Origin of the sequence: Streptomyces laculatispora (assembly GCF_017353455.1) — a bacterium.
Taxonomy (GTDB): Bacteria; Actinomycetota; Actinomycetes; order Streptomycetales; family Streptomycetaceae; genus Streptomyces; species Streptomyces laculatispora.
Window position 1 is genome coordinate 1 of record NZ_JAFMPZ010000126.1, and the last position, 18,203, is coordinate 18,203.

Annotated in this window: 15 protein-coding genes and 1 riboswitch; of the genes, 10 read left to right on the forward strand and 5 right to left on the reverse strand. The window is 71.3% G+C overall.

Going from position 1 to position 18,203, the window contains the following annotated elements; genetic code table 11:
• Nucleotides 1-276: DUF485 domain-containing protein (locus J1C73_RS07495; protein ID WP_207315650.1), on the forward strand; the 276-nt coding region annotated here is incomplete at its 5' end.
• Nucleotides 273-1,865 (forward strand): monocarboxylic acid transporter, encoded by a 1,593-nt coding sequence (locus tag J1C73_RS07500; protein WP_123462829.1) that lies wholly within the window; start codon nt 273-275, stop codon nt 1,863-1,865. The genes J1C73_RS07495 and J1C73_RS07500, both read left to right, overlap by 4 nt.
• 16 nt (nt 1,866-1,881) lie before the next feature.
• Here J1C73_RS07500 and J1C73_RS07505 read toward each other — a convergent pair whose 3' ends face one another.
• On the reverse strand, nt 1,882-2,568 hold the full coding sequence (locus tag J1C73_RS07505; RefSeq protein WP_207315651.1) for a response regulator: 687 nt from the start codon (nt 2,566-2,568) through the stop codon (nt 1,882-1,884).
• Complete coding sequence (locus tag J1C73_RS07510) at nt 2,565-4,211, reverse strand: sensor histidine kinase (protein ID WP_207315652.1); 1,647 nt, start codon at nt 4,209-4,211, stop codon at nt 2,565-2,567. The genes J1C73_RS07505 and J1C73_RS07510 overlap by 4 nt, the downstream gene beginning before the upstream one ends.
• 97 nt (nt 4,212-4,308) lie before the next feature.
• Here J1C73_RS07510 and J1C73_RS07515 point away from each other — a divergent pair, with 97 nt between their 5' ends.
• Nucleotides 4,309-5,328 carry a LacI family DNA-binding transcriptional regulator gene (locus J1C73_RS07515; protein ID WP_123462835.1) on the forward strand — a complete coding sequence of 340 codons (1,020 nt, stop codon included), beginning with the start codon at nt 4,309-4,311 and terminating at the stop codon, nt 5,326-5,328.
• 29 nt (nt 5,329-5,357) lie between these two features.
• Here J1C73_RS07515 and J1C73_RS07520 read toward each other — a convergent pair whose 3' ends face one another.
• Entirely contained in the window at nt 5,358-6,659 is a 1,302-nt protein-coding gene (locus J1C73_RS07520; RefSeq protein WP_207315653.1) for a citrate synthase, read from the reverse strand.
• 112 nt (nt 6,660-6,771) lie between these two features.
• Here J1C73_RS07520 and J1C73_RS07525 point away from each other — a divergent pair, with 112 nt between their 5' ends.
• Together J1C73_RS07525 and J1C73_RS07530 are read left to right on the forward strand one after the other, a co-directional pair.
• Nucleotides 6,772-7,932, forward strand: coding sequence for a citrate synthase/methylcitrate synthase (locus J1C73_RS07525; protein WP_207315654.1), 1,161 nt, complete (start codon nt 6,772-6,774; stop codon nt 7,930-7,932).
• Nucleotides 7,933-7,953: 21 nt separating this feature from the next.
• Complete coding sequence (locus J1C73_RS07530; RefSeq protein ID WP_207315655.1) at nt 7,954-9,081, forward strand: CobW family GTP-binding protein; 1,128 nt, start codon at nt 7,954-7,956, stop codon at nt 9,079-9,081.
• Nucleotides 9,082-9,103: 22 nt separating this feature from the next.
• Here the strand turns inward: J1C73_RS07530 and J1C73_RS07535 are convergent, their stop codons facing one another.
• Nucleotides 9,104-11,554, reverse strand: a complete 2,451-nt coding sequence (locus J1C73_RS07535; protein WP_123462841.1) for a DNA gyrase/topoisomerase IV subunit A — start codon at nt 11,552-11,554, stop codon at nt 9,104-9,106.
• Between the two features lie 247 nt (nt 11,555-11,801).
• On the opposite strand from J1C73_RS07535, the gene J1C73_RS07540 reads away from it, so the two are divergent.
• From J1C73_RS07540 to J1C73_RS07555, 4 genes are all read left to right on the forward strand, one after another.
• Nucleotides 11,802-13,178 carry a M16 family metallopeptidase gene (locus tag J1C73_RS07540; protein WP_207315656.1) on the forward strand — a complete coding sequence of 459 codons (1,377 nt, stop codon included), beginning with the start codon at nt 11,802-11,804 and terminating at the stop codon, nt 13,176-13,178.
• A gap of 26 nt (nt 13,179-13,204) precedes the next feature.
• Complete coding sequence (locus J1C73_RS07545) at nt 13,205-14,587, forward strand: M16 family metallopeptidase (protein WP_207315660.1); 1,383 nt, start codon at nt 13,205-13,207, stop codon at nt 14,585-14,587.
• Between the two features lie 212 nt (nt 14,588-14,799).
• A riboswitch (cyclic di-AMP (ydaO/yuaA leader) is annotated at nt 14,800-14,965 on the forward strand.
• Nucleotides 14,966-14,978: 13 nt separating this feature from the next.
• Nucleotides 14,979-15,815 (forward strand): M23 family metallopeptidase, encoded by an 837-nt coding sequence (locus J1C73_RS07550; protein ID WP_207315657.1) that lies wholly within the window; start codon nt 14,979-14,981, stop codon nt 15,813-15,815.
• Nucleotides 15,816-16,035: 220 nt separating this feature from the next.
• Nucleotides 16,036-16,746, forward strand: coding sequence for a GntR family transcriptional regulator (locus J1C73_RS07555; RefSeq protein WP_207315658.1), 711 nt, complete (start codon nt 16,036-16,038; stop codon nt 16,744-16,746).
• Between the two features lie 176 nt (nt 16,747-16,922).
• On the opposite strand, the gene J1C73_RS07560 is transcribed toward J1C73_RS07555, so the two are convergent.
• Entirely contained in the window at nt 16,923-17,204 is a 282-nt protein-coding gene (locus J1C73_RS07560) for an HPr family phosphocarrier protein (RefSeq protein WP_123462851.1), read from the reverse strand.
• A 173-nt stretch (nt 17,205-17,377) separates the two neighbouring features.
• On the opposite strand from J1C73_RS07560, the gene J1C73_RS07565 reads away from it, so the two are divergent.
• Nucleotides 17,378-18,203 (forward strand): GNAT family N-acetyltransferase (locus J1C73_RS07565; RefSeq protein ID WP_207315659.1); only part of this gene is annotated, 826 nt, incomplete at its 3' end.

Below are 18,203 nucleotides of genomic sequence, written 5' to 3' on the forward strand. Positions count from 1 at the left end.
GTGCGGCGCCGGTACCGGCGCTTCATCGTCCCCGCCACCCTCGCCTTCTTCGTCTGGTACCTCGCCTACGTGGTCATGGCGGTCACCGCGCCCGGTCTGATGGCCAGACCGGTGGCCGGGGCGGTCAACGTCGCCATGGTCGCGGGGCTCGGGCAGTTCCTCACCACGTTCCTGCTCACCGGCGCGTACGCGCGGCACGCGCGGCTGCGCAGGGACCGGGCGGCGCTCGATCTGCGCTGGGAGACACAGGAGATGACACGGGGGTTCGGGCGTTGAGCGGGAATCACCAGACCCTGGCGCTCCTGCTGTTCAGCGTCTTCATCGCCGTGACACTCGGCATCACCACATGGGTGAGCCGCAACCGGCACGGTTCGGCCGAGGAGTTCTACGCCGGCGGCCGGCTGTTCTCGCCCATGGAGAACGGTTTCGCCATCGCGGGCGACTACATGTCGGCCGCGTCCTTCCTCGGCATCTCCGGTCTGATCGCCCTCTTCGGATACGACGGCATGCTCTACTCGGTCGGCTTCCTGGTGGCCTGGCTCGTCGTGCTGCTGCTCGTCGCGGAACTCGTGCGCAACTGCGGCCGGTTCACCCTCGCCGATGTGGTCGCGGCGCGGATGGCCGAGCGCCCGGTCCGGATCGCGGCGGGGACGTCCTCCGTCACGGTCTCCGTGCTCTACCTGGTGGCGCAGATGGTGGGCGCGGGCAGCCTGGTGGCCCTGCTCCTCGGCGGAACGAGCGGCGCCGCCCGGTCCTGGACCGTCATCGGCGTCGGTGCGCTCATGGTGATCTACGTGTCGCTCGGCGGCATGCGCGCCACCACCTGGATCCAGATCGTGAAGGCCGTCCTGCTGATGGCGGGCACGATCGTCCTCACCGTGCTCGTCCTGGTCCACTTCCACGGCAATGTCAACGAACTGCTCAACTCCGCCGCCGACCGCAGCGGATACGGGAAGAAGTTCCTCTCGCCCGGCCTCCGGTACGGCGGTACCTGGACGGCCCGCGTCGACTTCATCAGCCTGGGACTGGCCCTGGTGCTCGGCACGGCCGGACTGCCGCACATCCTGTCGCGCTTCTACACCGTGCCGACCGCCCGCGCGGCCCGCCGGTCGGTCGTCTGGTCCATCGGCCTCATCGGCAGCTTCTACCTGATGACGATCGTGCTCGGATTCGGGGCGGCGGCGCTGGTCGGCTCGGCGGACGTGCGGGCCTCGAATCCCGCCGGGAACACCGCCGTTCCGCTGCTGGCCCTGGTACTCGGAGGCGGCGAGGGCTCCACCGGGGGAACGATCCTGTTCGCCGTGGTCGCCGCCGTCGCCTTCGCGACCATCCTTGCCGTCGTCGCCGGGATCACACTCGCCTCGTCCGCGTCCGTCGCCCACGACCTCTACGCCTCGCTCCGCCGCCCGGGTTCCAAGCAGCACAGCGAGGTCGCCGTGGCCCGGGTCGCCGCAGCGGGGATCGGGGTGGCCGCCATCGGGCTGGGGCTGCTGGCCCAGGACCTGAACGTGGCGTTCCTGGTGGGACTGGCCTTCGCGGTCGCGGCATCGGCGAACCTGCCGGTGCTGCTCTACTCGCTGTTCTGGCGGAACTTCACCACACGCGGGGCGGTCTGGTCGGTCTACGGAGGGCTGATCCCCGCCGTGCTGCTCGTCGTGTTCTCTCCGGTGGTCTCCGGCAGCGCCACCTCGCTCTTCCCCGGCGCGGACTTCCAGCTCTTCCCGCTGGAGAACCCCGGCCTGGTCTCCATCCCGCTGGGATTCCTGGCCGGCTGGATCGGCACGGTCACCTCGCAGGAGCCGCCGGACGCGGCCAAGCACGCGGAGACCGAGGTCCGTGCGCTGACCGGAGCCGGCGCGGTCTGACGGGGACGGCCCGCCCTCAGGTGCGGGGCAGGCCCGTGCCCCAGGTGTAGCGGTGTTCCGGGCGCCCCGTCTCCCCGTACCGCAGCGTCAGACGTACCCGCCCGGACCGTTCCAGCAGCTTCAGATAGCGCTGGGCCGTCTGCCGGCTCATCCCGGCGATCTCCGCGACCTCCTGCGCCGAGAGCGGGCCGTCGGCGCTCCGGAGCGCCTTGCGGACCAGCTCCGCGGTGGTCGTCGAGTGTCCCTTGGGCAGGTCGGGCTCGCTCGCTGCCCACAGAGCGCCGAAGAGCCGGTCCACCTCCGCCTGTTCTGCCTCGCCGCCACTCTCCAGGGTGTGCCGCAAGGAGGCGTACGCCTCCAGTCTGGTGCGAAGACCCGCGTACGTGAACGGCTTCACCAGGTACTGAAGAGCGCCCTGGCGCATGGCCTCCTGGACCGTGGCGATGTCACGCGCGGCCGTCACCATGATCACGTCGGTGCGGTGGCCGAGACCGCGCAGCTCCCGCACCACGGCCAGACCGTTGCGGTCCGGCATGTAGTGGTCCAGCAGGATCAGGTCCACCGGGCCCTCCTCGACCGCGGCGAGGGCGTCGGCGGCGCAGTGTGCCTGCGCGGCCACCCGGAATCCGGCCACCTTCGACACATAGGCGGCATTGATCCGCGCGACCCGGACGTCGTCGTCGACGATGAGTACCTCGATCACCGGTCTGCTCCCGCCCTGTCGGATTCCGCTTCGGTCATGGCCTCCGGCAGCACCACGGTGAACTCGGCGCCGCCCCCGTCCGCCCCGTCGACCGCCGCGCTGCCGCCCTGCCGCTCGGCCAGTCGCCGCACGAGTGCGAGCCCCAGGCCCCGCTTGCCGTGCGCGGGCAGGTCCTTGGTCGACCAGCCCTCCGTGAAGATGGACTCACGCCGGCCGGGCGGTACACCGGGACCGCTGTCGCGGACCCGCAGCACCACCGTACGGCCCTCGGCCCGCAGCCCCACCTCGACCAGGGCGCCGTCCGATCCGGACGCGGCGTCCAGGGCGTTGTCGACCAGGTTGCCGACGATCGTGACGAGCCCGCGCGGATCCACCAGCCGGTCGGGGAGCAGCGTGCCGGGAACCATGCGCAGCGCGACGCCGCGCTCCGCGGCCACCGTCGCCTTGCCGACCAGCAGCGCGGCCAGCAGCGGGTCACGGACCTTCTCGGTGACCTGTTCGGCGGTGGCCCGGTGGACGCCGACGACCTCGGTGACGAATTCCCGCGCGTCCTCGTGCAGCTCCAGCTCCAGCAGCCCGAGGAGGGTGTGCAGCCGGTTGGCGTGCTCGTGGTCCTGGGCGCGCAGTGCGTCGATCAGCCCGCGGGTGGAGTCGAGCTCGCGGCCGAGGTGTTCGAGCTCGGTGCGGTCGCGGAGGGTGACGACGGCGCCTCCGTCGGCCGTCGGCATCCGGTTGGCCAGCAGTACCCTGCTGCCGCGTACGGTCAGCAGGTCCTCGCCCGCCACCTCGCCGGCCAGCACGTCGGCGGTGCGTCCCGCGCCGAGCACCTCGGTCAGCGGGCGGCCCGACGCCTCGGGCCCGAGCCCCAGGAGCCGTTGCGCCTCGTCGTTCAGCAGGCGGATCCGGCCGGTCGCGTCGAGCGCGACGACGCCCTCCCGGATGCTGTGCAGCATCGCCTCGCGTTCCGCCAGCAGCGCGGCGATATCGGAGAATCCCAGGTCGTGGGTCTGCCGTTGCAGGCGCCGGGAGATCAGGTAGGCGGCCAGCGCCCCCACGGCCAGCGCTCCGCCCGCGTAGGCGAACAGCCCGGGAATCGCCGCCAGGAGCCGGGCGCGGACGCTGTCGTACGCGATGCCGACGGAGACGGCGCCCGCGATACGTCCCGACGCGTCGCGCAGCGGCACCTTGCCCCGGGCGGAGCGTCCGAGTGTGCCGCTGTCGATCTCCATGACGTTCTCGCCCGCGAGTGCCTCGCCCGGATCGGTCGAGACGAGCTTGCCGATCCGGCTGCTGTCGGGGTGCGACCAGCGCACTCCTCGCCGGTCCATCACGACGACGTACTCGGCGTCCGTGGCACGCCTGAGCCGCTCCGCCGCGGACTGGACCGGACCGAGCGGAGCCGGGTCCGTGGTGAGCAGAGATTCGGCCATCTCCGGCTGGGCGGCCGCGCTCTGCGCGATGGCCAGCGCCCGGCGCATCGCCTGGTCGTCGAGTTGTGCGCTGAGGGGTGCCAGAAAGAGGCCGGTGGCGAGTACGGTGACGCCGGTGGCGATGGCCAGCTGCATCAGCAGTACCTGCGAGAAGACCCGCTGGGGCCAGCCGATCCGGCGCCGCTTCCTGACGGTGGGCGGTGGGGCGCTCATCGTAGAGACGGTAGAGGGCATTCCGGTGCTTTCCGAAATTCGTCTCGTTTCCAGCTCCACGCAATCCGCTTGCGCTTCTTGCGCTAATCTTGCACACATGACGCGACGACTTGCTCAGGTGGCACAGAAAGTTGGAGTCAGCGAGGCCACGGTCAGCCGGGTGCTCAACGGCAAGCCAGGAGTCTCCGACGCCACGCGGCAGGCCGTCCTGTCCGCGCTGGACGTGCTCGGATACGAGCGGCCGACCCAGCTGCGCGGCGAGCGGGCCCGGCTGGTCGGCCTGGTCCTGCCCGAGCTGCAGAACCCGATCTTCCCCGCCTTCGCCGAGGTGGTCGGCGGCGCGCTGGCGCAGCAGGGCCTGACGCCCGTCCTGTGCACCCAGACCAAGGGCGGCGTCTCCGAGGCGGACTACGTCGAGCTGCTCCTCCAGCAGCAGGTCTCGGGCGTCGTCTTCGCCGGTGGCCTCTACGCCCAGGCCGATGCCCCGCACGACCACTACAAGGTGCTCGCCGACCGCAAGATCCCCGTCGTCCTGATCAACGCGGCCATCGCCCATCTCGGCTTCCCGGCCGTCTCCTGCGACGATTCCGTGGCCGTCGAGCAGGCCTGGCGCCATCTGGTCTCGCTGGGCCACGAGCGCATCGGTCTGGTGCTCGGCCCCTCGGACCACATGCCCTCGCTGCGCAAGCTGGCCGCCGCCCGGGTGCTCGCCGAGGAGTCCGGCACGGCCATCCCCGACGCGTGGGTGGCCAGGGCGATGTTCTCGCTGGAGGGCGGGCAGGCGGCCGCCATGCGACTGCTGGACGAAGGGGTCACGGGGTTCATCTGCGCCAGCGACCCGCTGGCCCTCGGGGTGGTGCGCGCGGCACGCCGCCGCGGTCTCTCGGTGCCCGCCGACGTCTCCGTCGTCGGGTACGACGACTCGGCGTTCATGAACTGCACCGAGCCGCCGCTGACCACGGTCCGCCAGCCGATCGAGGCCATGGGGCGGGCGGCCGTCGAGCTGCTCTCCGTGCAGATCGGGGGGCGTGCCGTGCCGTCCGACGAACTGCTCTTCGAGCCCGAGCTGGTGGTACGCGGCTCCACGGCCCAGCCCCCGCGCAATGCTTCCCGCTGACCGTCGCTAATTTGCGACTGGCGAACCGTCTATTGCGGCGGCGTCCCTGTGGCATCGGGCAGCGGCCGAGGTGGTCGCGGCCCGGTGTACTGGCCGATGGGACGCATCCGCAGCGGTCGCTCCCCGTACTCCTCCAGGGCATGCGCGATCCACCCCGCCGTACGGGAGATCGCGAACACGGTCTCGCCCGACTCCGCGGCCATGCCCCAGGAGACGGACAGCACCGCGAGCGCCAGGTCGACGTTCGCGTGCAGCGGGGCGTGGCGCGCGGTCGTGGCGACCACGTCGCGGGCCGCGGCCAGTGCCGGCGCCGCCCGCGGGACCTTCGCGAGCAGGGCGAACAGCGTCGTGGCCCGTGGGTCCTCGCCGGTGTAGAGCCGGTGGCCCAGCCCCGGTACCCGGCGTCCGGTACGGAGATGGTCCGCGACCACCGGGGCCGCGCCGCCCCGCTCCAGGGCCTCGGCCAGCATCCGGTGCGCCAGTCCGCTGGCCGCGCCGTGCAGTGGCCCCTCCAGTACCCCCAGCCCTGCCGAGACCACGGCGTACGGGTGGGCGCGGGCGGAGGCCGCGACCCGGGCCGCCAGGGTGGAGGCGGCCAGATCGTGGTCGATCAACAGCCCCAGGGCGGTGTCCAGCACGTCGAGTGACGCCTCGTCGGCCGGGCGTGCGGTGAGTTTCGGCCACAGCTGACGCGCCAGCCCGGCGTCGGCGGATGCGACCGCGCCGCCGTCGATCCCGTCCGCGCCCACCGTCGGCAGTGCGGCCACCAGGGTCGGGATCAGACTCCGGGCGCCGCCCAGCACCGCCTCGCGCGACAGGTCGAACCGCAGCGGATCGGCGGCCGCCGCGGCGACGACCGCCACCCGCAGCCGGTCCGTCGAACCGCAGTGCGCCGGGAGTGCGCCGACCGTCCGGCGGGCCGCGGCCAGCGCTTCGGAGGGCGCCGTGAAGCGCGTGCCCGTCCGCAGCTCACCGGTCCAGAGCCACTCGGCGACCTCCTCGTAGGTATGGCGCCGGGCCAGCTCTGCGGCGTCCACGCCCCGGAAGTAGTAGCGGTCGCTCTCGATGAGCGTGATGCCGGTCCGGAAGGCCAGCTCACCGGCGGGGGAAGCGGGCTCCCTGCGTCCCGTACGCCGTGCCAGGGCGTCGACCTCCGCCGCGTCGAAGGTGCTGCCCCGCGCGCCGGGCGCGCGGTTGCTGCTCAGCTGGCCCCGGCTCACGTACGCGTACACCGTCTCTGGCTTCACGCCCAGGCGCTCGGCCGTCTCCCGGGTGGTGAGCCGGTGTGCTGCAGTGCCCGCACCGTCGCCCGCACCTGCTTGATCCGTCATGCTGCCCACCGTATCCATATTGATTCAATCAACATTGACAGATCTAAAGTCAAGCATGGACAGTCAAATCAATGTCAAGAGTCGCAGCACTGGAATGTCCATGGAGGACGCAATGACGACCATGACCGGCTCAGCCCCGCTCGACGTCCCCCGTGGCCTCGCGGGTGTCGTCGTCACCGACACGGCCCTCGGCGATGTCCGCGGCCGCGAGGGCTTCTACCACTACCGGCAGTACTCGGCGATCGAGCTGGCACAGACCCGCGGTTTCGAGGACGTCTGGTACCTGATGACCGAGGGCGAGCTGCCCGGTCCGGCCACCCGCGCCGACTTCGCGGCCCGCACCGCGGCACTGCGCCGGCTGCCCGCGGAGGTACGTGACGCCCTGCCCGCCATAGCCCGCGCGGGCGCCGTCTCCGGTCCGCTCGCGGGGCTGCGCACGGCGCTCTCGCTGCTCGGCGCATCGGCGGGCTTCCGTCCGGTGTACGACATCGACGCAGGGCGGCGCCGCGCCGACGCGCTGACCGCCTGCGCCGCGGTCCCCACCGTGCTCACCGCCCTGCACCGGCTCCATCAGGGCCTCGAACCGGTGGAGCCGCGCGACGACCTGCCGTACGCGGCCAACTACCTCTACATGCTCACCGGTTCCGTGCCGGACGCCGCCCGGGTCAGGGCCGTCGAGCAGTACCTGATCTCCACCGTCGACCACGGCTTCAACGCCTCGACCTTCACCGGCCGGGTCGTCGCCTCCACCGGCGCCGACATCGCCGCCTGCCTGGTGGCGGCCGTCGGAGCACTCTCCGGACCGCTGCACGGCGGTGCGCCCAGCCGGGCCCTGGACACCCTGGACGCCATCGGGACCCCCGACCGCATCGACGGATGGATCCGCGAGCGCGTGCTCGCCGGCGACCGGATCATGGGCTTCGGGCACCCGGTCTACCGCACCGAGGACCCGCGCTCGCGCATGCTGCGAGGCATCGCCCAGAGCTTCGGCGGACCGCTCGTCGACTTCGCCGTCGAGGTGGAACGGCAGGTCGAGGCGATCCTCGCCGAGCTCAAGCCGGGGCGCGAACTGCACACCAACGTGGAGTTCTACGCCGGAGTGGTCATGGAGCTGTGCGGCCTGCCGCGCGAGATGTTCACACCGACGTTCTGCGCGGCGCGGGTGGTGGGCTGGAGCGCCAATATCCTGGAGCAGGCGGAGGACTCCAAGATCATCCGCCCGGCGGCCCGCTACGTCGGCCCGCCTCCGCCGCAGCCGGTCCCGGCCGCCTGACGTCCCCCGGAAGGGCCCCCGTTGAACCCGTCGTCCCCGCCCCGCAGCAGGCAGATCCCGGTCATCGTCCTCGCAGGATTCCTGGGATCCGGCAAGACGACGCTGCTCAACCACCTGCTGCGCCATCGCGCGGGAAACCGAATCGGCGTGATCGTCAACGACTTCGGGTCCATCGAGATCGACGCCATGACGGTGTCCGGACAGGTCGGCTCGACGGTCTCGCTCGGCGGCGGCTGCCTGTGCTGCGCGGTCGACGTCAGCGAGCTGGACACCTACCTGGAGACCCTGACCCGGCCCGCCGCCCGGCTCGACGTGATCGTCATCGAGGCGAGCGGGCTCGCCGAACCCCAGGAGCTCGTACGGATGCTGCTGGCCAGCGACAATCCGCACATCGTGTACGGGGGGCTGGTCGAGGTGGTCGACGCCGCCGAGTTCGCCGCCACCCGGGAACGCCACCCGGAGATCGACCGCCATCTCGCCGTCGCCGACCTCGTCGTGCTGAACAAGACGGACCGGGCCGCGGACGCCGACCTGCTGCGCGTCCGGGAGGCCGTCGCGGCCACCGGCAGTACGGCGGCGGTCGTCCCCGCCATGTACGGACGCGTCGACCCCGAGCTGCTCTTCGATCCGGCGCTGCGGCCCGACCGCGAGGAGAAGGCCCGGCAGCTGACCTTCGAGGACCTGTACCTGGAGGAACGGGCGGCGCGGGCCGGTGAGGAGCACGGGGAGCATCTGCACACGGCGTACGAGAGCGTCGACTTCACCTCCGACGTGCCCATGAGTCCCCGTCGGCTGATGGGCTTCCTGGACTCCCGGCCGGAAGGCCTCTACCGGATCAAGGGGTACGTCGACTTCGGCACGGGGGACCGGGACAACAGCTACGCGCTGCACGCCGTCGGCAGGTTCCTGCGGTTCGCCCCGCAGCCCTGGACCCGCGGCGAACCACGGCTGACCCGGCTCGTGCTGATCGGCTCGGGCATCGACGCCGAGGCCCTGCGCAAGGAGCTGGCGGACTGCCGCGAGACCGCCCCACTGCCGGGGGAAGCGGCGCCTGGGGAAGAGGCGCCGGACACAGCGCAGGACGCCGCACATGAGCGAAGCATGTGGGGCGTCCTGCGGTACGTGCAGCAGCCCGGCGACGACGCATAGCGCCACGGACCGGGCCGGCCGGTCACACGGGGCCGGCGATCACCGCGACCGGGGACTCCAGTGGCGTCCCCGAACCGTCGCGCCGCGGGTCGGGCTCGGGCAGCGTGGCCGGTGCGCCGTTCTTCTGCGCGGCGCGGGCGGGTGTCGGGCCCGCCCAGGCGAACGTCAGGATGTCCTCGCCCTTGAGGAACCGCTGACAGCGCACTCCGCCCGTGGCCCGGCCCTTGCGCGGGTACTGGTCGAACGGGGTGAACTTGCACGTCAGCACGGAGTCGTCGAGTGTGCCGTGCGAACCGGCGACCGTGAACACCATGGCGTCCGCGGCCGGATCCACCGCGGCGAAGGAGAGCACCTCCGCGCCCTCCGTGAGCTTGACGCCCGCCATGCCGCCGGCCGGACGGCCCTGCGGGCGCACCTGCGCCGCCGGGTAGCGCAGCAGCTGCGCGTCCGAGGTGATGAAGACCAGGTCCTCCTCGCCGGTGCGCAGTTCCATCGCGCCGACGATCCGGTCACCGTCCTTGAGGGTGATGACCTCCAGCTCGTCCTTGTTGGCCGGATAGTCGGGCACCACGCGCTTCACGACGCCCTGCAGGGTGCCGACCGCCAGCCCCGGTGAGGACTCGTCGAGCGTGGTGAGGCAGATGATCTCCTCGTCCGCCTCCAGGGTGAGGAACTCGGCGACCATCGCGCCGCCCGAGAGGCTGGGCGCCGCATGGGTGTCCGGCAGCTGCGGCAGATCGATCACCGCGAGCCGCATCAGCCGCCCCGTCGAGGTCACCACGCCGACATCACCCCGTGCCGTGGCCGGCACGGCCGACACGATCACATCGTGCTTGGCGCGCTTGGCGTCCTCGGCGAAGACGATCGGGTCGCCGTTGGCCGTACGGGCCAGCAGACCGGTCGAGGACAGCAGCACCCGGCACGGGTCGTCCGCGACCTCCAGCGGTACCGCCGCGACCTGCGAACCGGCCGACTCCAGCAGCACCGTACGCCGGTCGGTGCCGAACTTCTTGGCGACCGCGGCCAGTTCCGTGGAGACGAGTTTGCGCAGCTCGGTGTCCGAGTCGAGGATCGCGGTCAGCTCGTCGATCTCGGCGTTGAGCCGGTCCCGCTCGCTCTCCAGCTCGACCCGGTCGAACCGGGTGAGCCGGCGCAGCGGGGTGTCCAGGATGTACTGCGTCTGGACCTCGCTCAGCGAGAAGTGCTCGATGAGCCGGTCCTTGGCCTGCGCCGAGTTGTCGCTGGACCGGATGAGCCGGATGACCTCGTCGATGTCGATCAGTGCGACGAGGAGGCCCTCGACCAGGTGCAGCCGGTTGCGGCGCTTGGTCCGGCGGAACTCGCTGCGCCGGCGCACCACGTCGAAGCGGTGGTCGAGATAGACCTCCAGGAGCTCCTTGAGGCCCAGGGTGAGCGGCTGTCCGTCCACCAGCGCCACATTATTGATGCCGAAGGACTCCTCCATCGGCGTCAGCTTGTAGAGCTGCTCCAGCACGGCCTCCGGCACGAAGCCGTTCTTGACCTCGATGACCAGGCGCAGTCCGTGCGAGCGGTCGGTGAGGTCCTTGACGTCCGCGATGCCCTGGAGCTTCTTCGCCGAGACCAGGTCCTTGATCTTGGCGATCACCTTCTCCGGACCGACGCTGAAGGGCAGTTCGGTGACGACCAGACCCTTGCGGCGTGCCGTGACGTTCTCCACGGCGACGGTGGCGCGGATCTTGAACGAGCCGCGGCCTCCCGCGTAGGCGTCCTTGATGCCGCCGAGGCCCACGATCCGGCCACCGGTCGGCAGGTCGGGACCGGGGACGAACCGCATCAGGGTCTCCAGGTCCGCGCCCGGATGCTTGATCAGGTGGCGGGCGGCGGCGATGACCTCGCCCAGGTTGTGCGGCGGCATGTTCGTCGCCATGCCGACGGCGATCCCGGTCGTGCCGTTGACCAGGAGGTTCGGATAGGCGGCCGGGAGGACGACCGGCTCCTGCTCCTGGCCGTCGTAATTCGACTGGAAAGCGACGGTGTCCTCGTCGATCGACTCCGTCATCAACGACGTCGCGTCGGCCATCCGGCACTCGGTGTACCGCATGGCGGCCGGCGGGTCGTCGTTGCCGAGCGAGCCGAAGTTTCCGTGTCCGTCGACGAGGGGGAGCCGCATGGAGAACGGCTGTGCCATCCGCACCAGGGCGTCGTAGATCGACGCGTCCCCGTGCGGGTGCAGCTTACCCATGACCTCGCCGACGACGCGGGCGCACTTCACATAGCCGCGGTCCGGGCGCAGGCCCATCTCGTTCATCTGGTAGACGATGCGGCGGTGCACCGGCTTCAAGCCGTCACGGGCGTCCGGCAGGGCGCGTGAGTAGATCACCGAGTACGCGTACTCAAGGAAGGAGCCCTGCATTTCGTCGACGACGTCGATGTCGAGGATCTTCTCCTCGAAGTCGTCCGGCGGCGGGGTCTTCGTGCTGCGGCGGGCCATCGCTGCTGCGACTCCTTCACGGATTCTGTTCGGGCAACCTCAGGTTCTGACGCGGACCATTGTGGACCGCCGCACTGACAACTCCGACCTCGACCCGTCCCAAAGGGGGTTCTCCACCCGTCCCGAGGGGGTCCGGACGCCGCTTTCCGGTGACCTGCGCGGCACGGAGACTTCGCCAGGCGCCGGTGTGCCTGCTTACAGTGGCAGGTCTCGCATCACATCCAGTATCGCGATCGAAGGGACGTACATGCCCATGGGTCACACGGCCACAGCCCAGGCCGGCTCCGGCGGCTTGACAGCGACCGAGCACCGTCTGGCCAACGGCCTGCGCGTGGTGCTCTCCGAGGACCATCTGACCCCGGTCGCCGCGGTGTGCCTCTGGTACGACGTCGGCTCGCGCCACGAGGTCAAGGGACGCACCGGTCTGGCTCACCTCTTCGAGCACCTGATGTTCCAGGGCTCGGGCCAGGTCAAGGGGAACGGACACTTCGAGCTGGTGCAGGGCGCCGGCGGCTCCCTCAACGGCACCACCAGCTTCGAGCGGACCAACTACTTCGAGACGATGCCCACGCACCAGCTGGAGCTGGCCCTGTGGCTCGAGGCCGACCGGATGGGCTCACTGCTCGCCGAGCTCGACGAGAAGTCCATGGAGAACCAGCGCGACGTCGTCAAGAACGAGCGCCGCCAGCGCTACGACAACGTTCCGTACGGCACCGCGTTCGAGCGGCTGACGGCTCTCGTCCACCCGGACGACCACCCGTACCACCACACCCCGATCGGGTCAATGGCCGACCTGGACGCGGCGACCCTCGAGGACGCGCGGACCTTCTTCCGTACGTACTACGCGCCCAACAACGCGGTGCTCTCGGTCGTCGGCGACATCGACCCCGAGCAGACGCTCGCCTGGATCGAGAAGTACTTCGGCAGCATCCCCTCCCACGACGGCAAGCAGCCGCCGCGGGACGGCAAGCTGCCCGAGATCATCGGCCGTGAGCTGCGCGAGGAGGTCCGCGAGGAGGTCCCGGCGCGTGCGCTGATGGCCGCCTACCGGCTGCCGCACGACGGCACCCGGGAGTGCGACGCCGCGGATCTCGCGCTGACCGTGCTGGGCGGCGGCGAGTCGTCCCGGCTGCACAACCGCCTGGTGCGCCGGGACCGGACGGCCGTCGGGGCCGGGTTCTGGATGCTGCGGCTGGCCGGTGCGCCCTCGCTCGGCTGGCTGGACGTCAAGACCTCCGGCGGTGTCGAGGTGGCGCAGATCGAGGCCGCGGTCGACGAGGAGCTCGCCCGGTTCGCCGAGGAGGGCCCGACGCCCGAGGAAATGGAGCGCGCCCAGGCCCAGTTGGAGCGCGAGTGGCTGGACCGGCTCGGTACGGTCGCGAGCCGGGCCGACGAACTGTGCCGGTTCGCCGTGCTGTTCGGTGACCCGCAGCGCGCCCTGACCGCCGTGAACCGGGTGCTCGACATCACCGCCGAAGAGGTCCGGGCGGCCGCCAGGGCCCAGCTGCGGCCCGACAACCGGGCGGTGCTGGTCTACGAGCCGGTCGAGTCGGCGGAGCCCGCCGAAGAGGCCGAAGACGGCGCCACCAACGACACCGACGCGCACGAAGGAGCGGACAAGTGAGCGACGCTGCCGCGACTGGAGTCTCGATGAAGTACCACCCGCAGCCCGCCCCCGGAGTGGCCAGGCCCTGGGCCTTCCCCGCACCCGAGCGCGGCTCCCTGCCCAACGGCCTCACGGTGCTGCGCTGCCACCGCCCCGGCCAGCAGGTCGTCGCGGTCGAGATCTTCCTCGAGGCCCCGCTGGAGGCCGAGCCCGAGGGCCTGGACGGGGTGGCCACGATCATGTCGCGCGCCCTGTCCGAGGGCACCGACAAGCACAGCGCCGAGGAGTTCGCCGCCGAGCTGGAGCGGTGCGGCGCCACCCTGGACGCCCACGCCGACCACCCCGGCGTCCGGGTCTCCCTGGAGGTTCCCGCCTCCCGGCTGGCCAAGGCACTCGGTCTGGTCGCCGAGGCCCTGCGGGCGCCGGCCTTCGCCGACAGCGAGATCGAGCGGCTGGTGAACAACCGGCTCGACGAGATCCCGCACGAGCAGGCGAACCCCGCCCGGCGCGCCGCCAAGCAGCTCTCCAAGGAGCTCTTCCCGGCCACGGCCCGCATGTCGCGCCCGCGCCTGGGCACCGAGAAGACCGTGGAGCGGATCGACTCCGCGGCCGTGCGCGCCTTCTACGACGCCCACGTCCGGCCGTCCACCGCGACCGCCGTGGTCGTCGGTGACCTCACCGGCATCGACCTGGACGCCCTGCTCGCAGACACCGTCGGCGACTGGTCGGGCAACACGGCCGAGTCCCGTCCGGTCCCGCCGATCACCGCCGACGACACCGGCCGGGTGGTGATCGTGGACCGCCCCGGAGCGGTGCAGACGCAGCTGCTGATCGGCCGGATCGGCGCCGACCGGCACGACAGCGTCTGGCCCGCCCAGGTGCTCGGCACGTACTGCCTGGGCGGCACGCTGACGTCCCGGCTGGACCGGGTGCTGCGCGAGGAGAAGGGGTACACCTACGGCGTACGCGCCTTCGCCCAGGTGCTGCGTTCCTCGGCCCGGGACTCCGCCGCGGGGGCGACGGGCGCCTCGATGCTCGCCATCAGCGGCTCGGTGGACACGGAGTCCACCGGTCCGGCGCTGGAGGACCTGTGGAAGGTGCTGCGGACCCTGGCCGCGGAGGGCCTGACGGACGCCGAGCGCGAGACGGCCGTGCAGAACCTCGTGGGTGTCGCACCGCTGAAGTTCGAGACGGCGGCCTCCGTTGCCGCCACCCTCGCGGACCAGGTCGAGCAGCACCTCCCGGACGACTACCAGGCGCAGCTGTACGCGCGCCTCGCAGAGACCGGCACGGTGGAGGCGACGGCAGCCGTGGTCAGTGCCTTCCCGGGGGACCGGCTCGTCACGGTCCTCGTCGGGGACGCCGCGCAGATCGAGGAGCCGGTCAGGGCCCTCGGTATCGGCGAGGTTTCGGTCGTCACCGGCTGACCGGTCACTCTCCCCGATAACGGGGCAAAAGAAAGGTCCTGGCGGATCATCGACCGCCAGGGCCTTTCCTTTTTGTCCGGTTTAGGGGAGAGGTTGCCTGTCTGCCCTGTGGGATGCGCTACAAAACCGCCTGTCCGTTTGGTGTGGGGAAGTACCCCCGTCTAGCGTCGGCCCGGCTGTCCGTCACTCGTATGCCGCATCCGCGACGTACCGGGCAGTCATCGCCGAGTCCCCGTCAGGCGCGAGCCCGGGGAGCCGGGGACCCGCGCAGTCCCTGGGGTGAATCGGATGCCCATGCCTCAGCGAGGCCGGGGATCCGTAGGAGACCTTCCTGCTCCGAACCCGTCAGCTAACCCGGTAGGCGAGAAGGAAGGAAAGGACCAGCCACTTCATGGCGTTCACCCGTGCCACGGGGAAGCACCGTGCCCCGAGCCGTCTGACGCGCTGCGGCGCGAAGGCCGTCGGCATCGCGACCCTGGCCACCACCGGCGTCATCGGCTCCCTGGCCTCCCCGGCCCTCGCCGCGGACGCCGAGACCCCCGCCCCCGGCGAGACCGGCCTCTCCCAGGTCATCGCCATCGAGGGCGACCTGGCCGACCGGATCGACGCGCAGGCGGACGCGCAGCAGCGCCAGGCCGACGTCGCCGCCCAGGCGAAGGCGGAAGCCAAGTCGAAGGCCGAGGCCGAGAAGAAGGCCGACGCCAAGAAGAAGGCCGACGCCAAGGCCAGGGCTGCCGCGAAGGCCAGGGCCGCCGCCAGGGCCGAGGAGGCCCGCGAGTCCGAGGCGCGTGCCGCCCGCTCCGCCGAGCGTGCCCGGCTGGGCACCTTCCAGCTCCCCGTCGCAGGTTCCTATGTGAGCACCGGCTACAAGTCCAGCGGCTCCCTGTGGTCCTCCGGCAGCCACTCCGGCATCGACTTCCACGCCGCGTCCGGCAGCTCCGTCGTCGCCGTCGGCGCCGGTACGGTCGTCGAGGCCGGCTGGGGCGGCGCGTACGGCAACAACGTCGTGCTCCGGATGACGGACGGCACGTACACCCAGTACGGCCACCTCTCCTCGATCGGCGTCTCCGTCGGCCAGAGCGTCGGCCAGGGGCAGCGGATCGGCCTCTCCGGCTCCACCGGCAACTCCACCGGACCGCACCTCCACTTCGAGGCCCGGACCACGCCGTCGTACGGCTCCGACATGGACCCGGTCGCGTATCTGCGCGCCCACGGCGTCACCGTCTGACCGACGCGAGGAACCTCGGTGAAGGCCCCGGCACCGCGCCGGGGCCTTCGTCGTGCCCGGCCGCCGGACCGGGGCGCGGAGCCCGTTCCCGAACCGGTCCATGACCAAAAGATATTGATGAATTTCCGCCCGGCATCGGAAATGCGACCGCATTGCAATAGAGTCACAGGACAGGCGTCGATCGGCCGCGTTCCGCGGGGATTAAGGCGGAGGTTCGGACATGCGCATTCCGGCGCATTCGGTATGCACGGCAATCCGTGAAGACATCGTCTCCGGTGTCTTCGAACGCGGCAGCCGACTCACCGAGGAGGTGCTCGCACGCCGTTACGGGGTTTCCCGCGTCCCGGTGCGTGAAGCGCTGCGCACCCTGGAGTCCGAGGGCTTCGTGGTCACCCGCAGGCATGCCGGGGCCTGCGTCGCCGAGCCGGACGAGCAGGAGGCCGCCGACCTCCTGGAGGTCCGGATGCTGCTGGAGCCGCTCGGTGCGGCCCGTGCCGCCCAGCGCCGCACCGAGGCCCACCTCAAGGTGCTGCGCGGCCTGGTCAGGCTGGGTCAGGAGCGGGCCCGCCGGGGCGAGGGCGAGGATCTGCGCTCACTGGGCGGCTGGTTCCACGAGACCCTGGCCCAGGCCTCCGGCAGCCCCGGTCTGATCGCGCTGCTCACCCAGCTCCGGCACAAGATCGCCTGGATGTACGTGGTCGACCAGCCGTCCCGCCCCGCCGATTCCTGGGCCGAGCACGGGGCCATCGTGGACGCCGTGGCGCGCGGTGACGCGGAACGAGCGAGGGCGCTGGCCGCGCAGCACGCCGAGCGGGCCATCGCCGCGCACCGGCTGCGCCGCCCCGGCCGGCCGGGTGCCGGTGTCGTGCCCCGCGCCGGCCGGGTGAGGACTTCGCAACATGTCGTAAACACCCCGAGCGGCCGGCATTAACAATGACGCCGTATACAAAGAGCGGCTATTCGGCAGGACTTTCTTTTCGCTGCCCTGAATTCATTCCGGCGTCCCGTCCCCAGGGGTCGGATTCCCGCGCAAATGAAAGAGCCGCGACTCCCCGTCAGGGGCGCCGCGGCTCGTGCGCAGGAATTCCGGCGATCGGGACCGCTGGATCAGACGGTCTCCGGAAGCTCGTCGAGCCCCTCGGCGACCAGCTTGGACAGACGGTCCAGAGCGGCTTCGGCGTTGTCGGCCTCGGAGGCGAGAACGATCTCCTCGCCGCCCTGGGCGCCGAGCCCGAGCACCGCGAGCATGGACGCGGCGTTCACCGGGTTGCCGTCGGCCTTGGCTATGGTCACGGGTATACCGGAGGCCGTGGCGGCACGGACGAAGATGGATGCGGGGCGGGCGTGCAGGCCCTCGGCCCAACCGACGTTGACGCGGCGCTCAGCCATGGTTCTGCCCTTCACGAATCAATGGTTGTCTAGACCAGTCTCTCATGCAGTGCGTGATGCTCCGGCCGACCCGCGGCCGGTCCGCGGCCCGCGTCGTACCGTCGATCGGCCACCCTCAGACTGCCCCGGCCCCGCCCCCCACGCGACCGCTGACAGAGCCGTACGCTTTGCCCATGGAGCCCTCTCCGGAGCAGAGTCCGCATCACGTCTACCCCGACCACTGGGAGGCGGACGTGGTGCTCCGCGACGGCGGCACCGCGCGGATCAGGCCGATCACCACGGACGATGCCGAACGGCTGGTCAGCTTCTACGAGCAGGTTTCCCCGGAGTCGAAGTACTACCGCTTCTTCGCTCCCTACCCCCGGCTCTCCGCCAAGGACGTCCACCGCTTCACCCACCACGACTACGTCGACCGGGTGGGACTCGCCGTCACGGTGGGCGGCGAGTTCATCGCCACCGTCCGCTTCGACCGGATCGACGCCCACGGCAGGCCCGCGTCGGCCCCGGCGGACGAGGCCGAGGTCGCCTTCCTCGTCCAGGACGCGCATCAGGGCCGCGGCGTCGCCTCCACGCTGCTCGAACACATCGCGGCCGTCGCCCGCGAGCGCGGCATCCGGCGCTTCGCCGCCGAGGTGCTGCCGGCCAACAACAAGATGATCAAGGTGTTCCGGGACGCCGGGTACACCCAGCAGCGCAGCTTCGAGGACGGCACCGTCCACCTCACCCTGGACCTCGAACCGACCGCCGAGTCGCTCGCCGTCCAGCGCGCCCGGGAGCAGCGTGCCGAGGCGCGGTCCGTGCAGCGGCTGCTCGCCCCCGGCTCCGTCGCCGTCATCGGCGCCGGCCGCACCCCCGGCGGGGTCGGCCGTACGGTCCTGCGCAACCTCCTGGGCGCGGGTTTCACCGGCCGCACCTACGCCGTGAACAGCGCCTTCGCCGCTGATCAGGACACCATCGACGGGGTGCCCGCCCACCGCTCCCTCGGCGAGATCGGCGAAT

Coding starts and splice junctions, on each gene's coding strand:
- J1C73_RS07515 (WP_123462835.1), top strand. CDS start 4,309: ATGACGCGACGACTTGCTCAGGTGGCACAGAAAGTTGGAGTCAGCGAG.
- J1C73_RS07545 (WP_207315660.1), top strand. CDS start 13,205: ATGAAGTACCACCCGCAGCCCGCCCCCGGAGTGGCCAGGCCCTGGGCC.
- J1C73_RS07550 (WP_207315657.1), top strand. CDS start 14,979: ATGGCGTTCACCCGTGCCACGGGGAAGCACCGTGCCCCGAGCCGTCTG.
- J1C73_RS07510 (WP_207315652.1), bottom strand. CDS start 4,211: ATGAGCGCCCCACCGCCCACCGTCAGGAAGCGGCGCCGGATCGGCTGG.
- J1C73_RS07560 (WP_123462851.1), bottom strand. CDS start 17,204: ATGGCTGAGCGCCGCGTCAACGTCGGTTGGGCCGAGGGCCTGCACGCC.
- J1C73_RS07525 (WP_207315654.1), top strand. CDS start 6,772: ATGACGACCATGACCGGCTCAGCCCCGCTCGACGTCCCCCGTGGCCTC.
- J1C73_RS07535 (WP_123462841.1), bottom strand. CDS start 11,554: ATGGCCCGCCGCAGCACGAAGACCCCGCCGCCGGACGACTTCGAGGAG.
- J1C73_RS07540 (WP_207315656.1), top strand. CDS start 11,802: ATGCCCATGGGTCACACGGCCACAGCCCAGGCCGGCTCCGGCGGCTTG.
- J1C73_RS07520 (WP_207315653.1), bottom strand. CDS start 6,659: ATGACGGATCAAGCAGGTGCGGGCGACGGTGCGGGCACTGCAGCACAC.
- J1C73_RS07555 (WP_207315658.1), top strand. CDS start 16,036: ATGCGCATTCCGGCGCATTCGGTATGCACGGCAATCCGTGAAGACATC.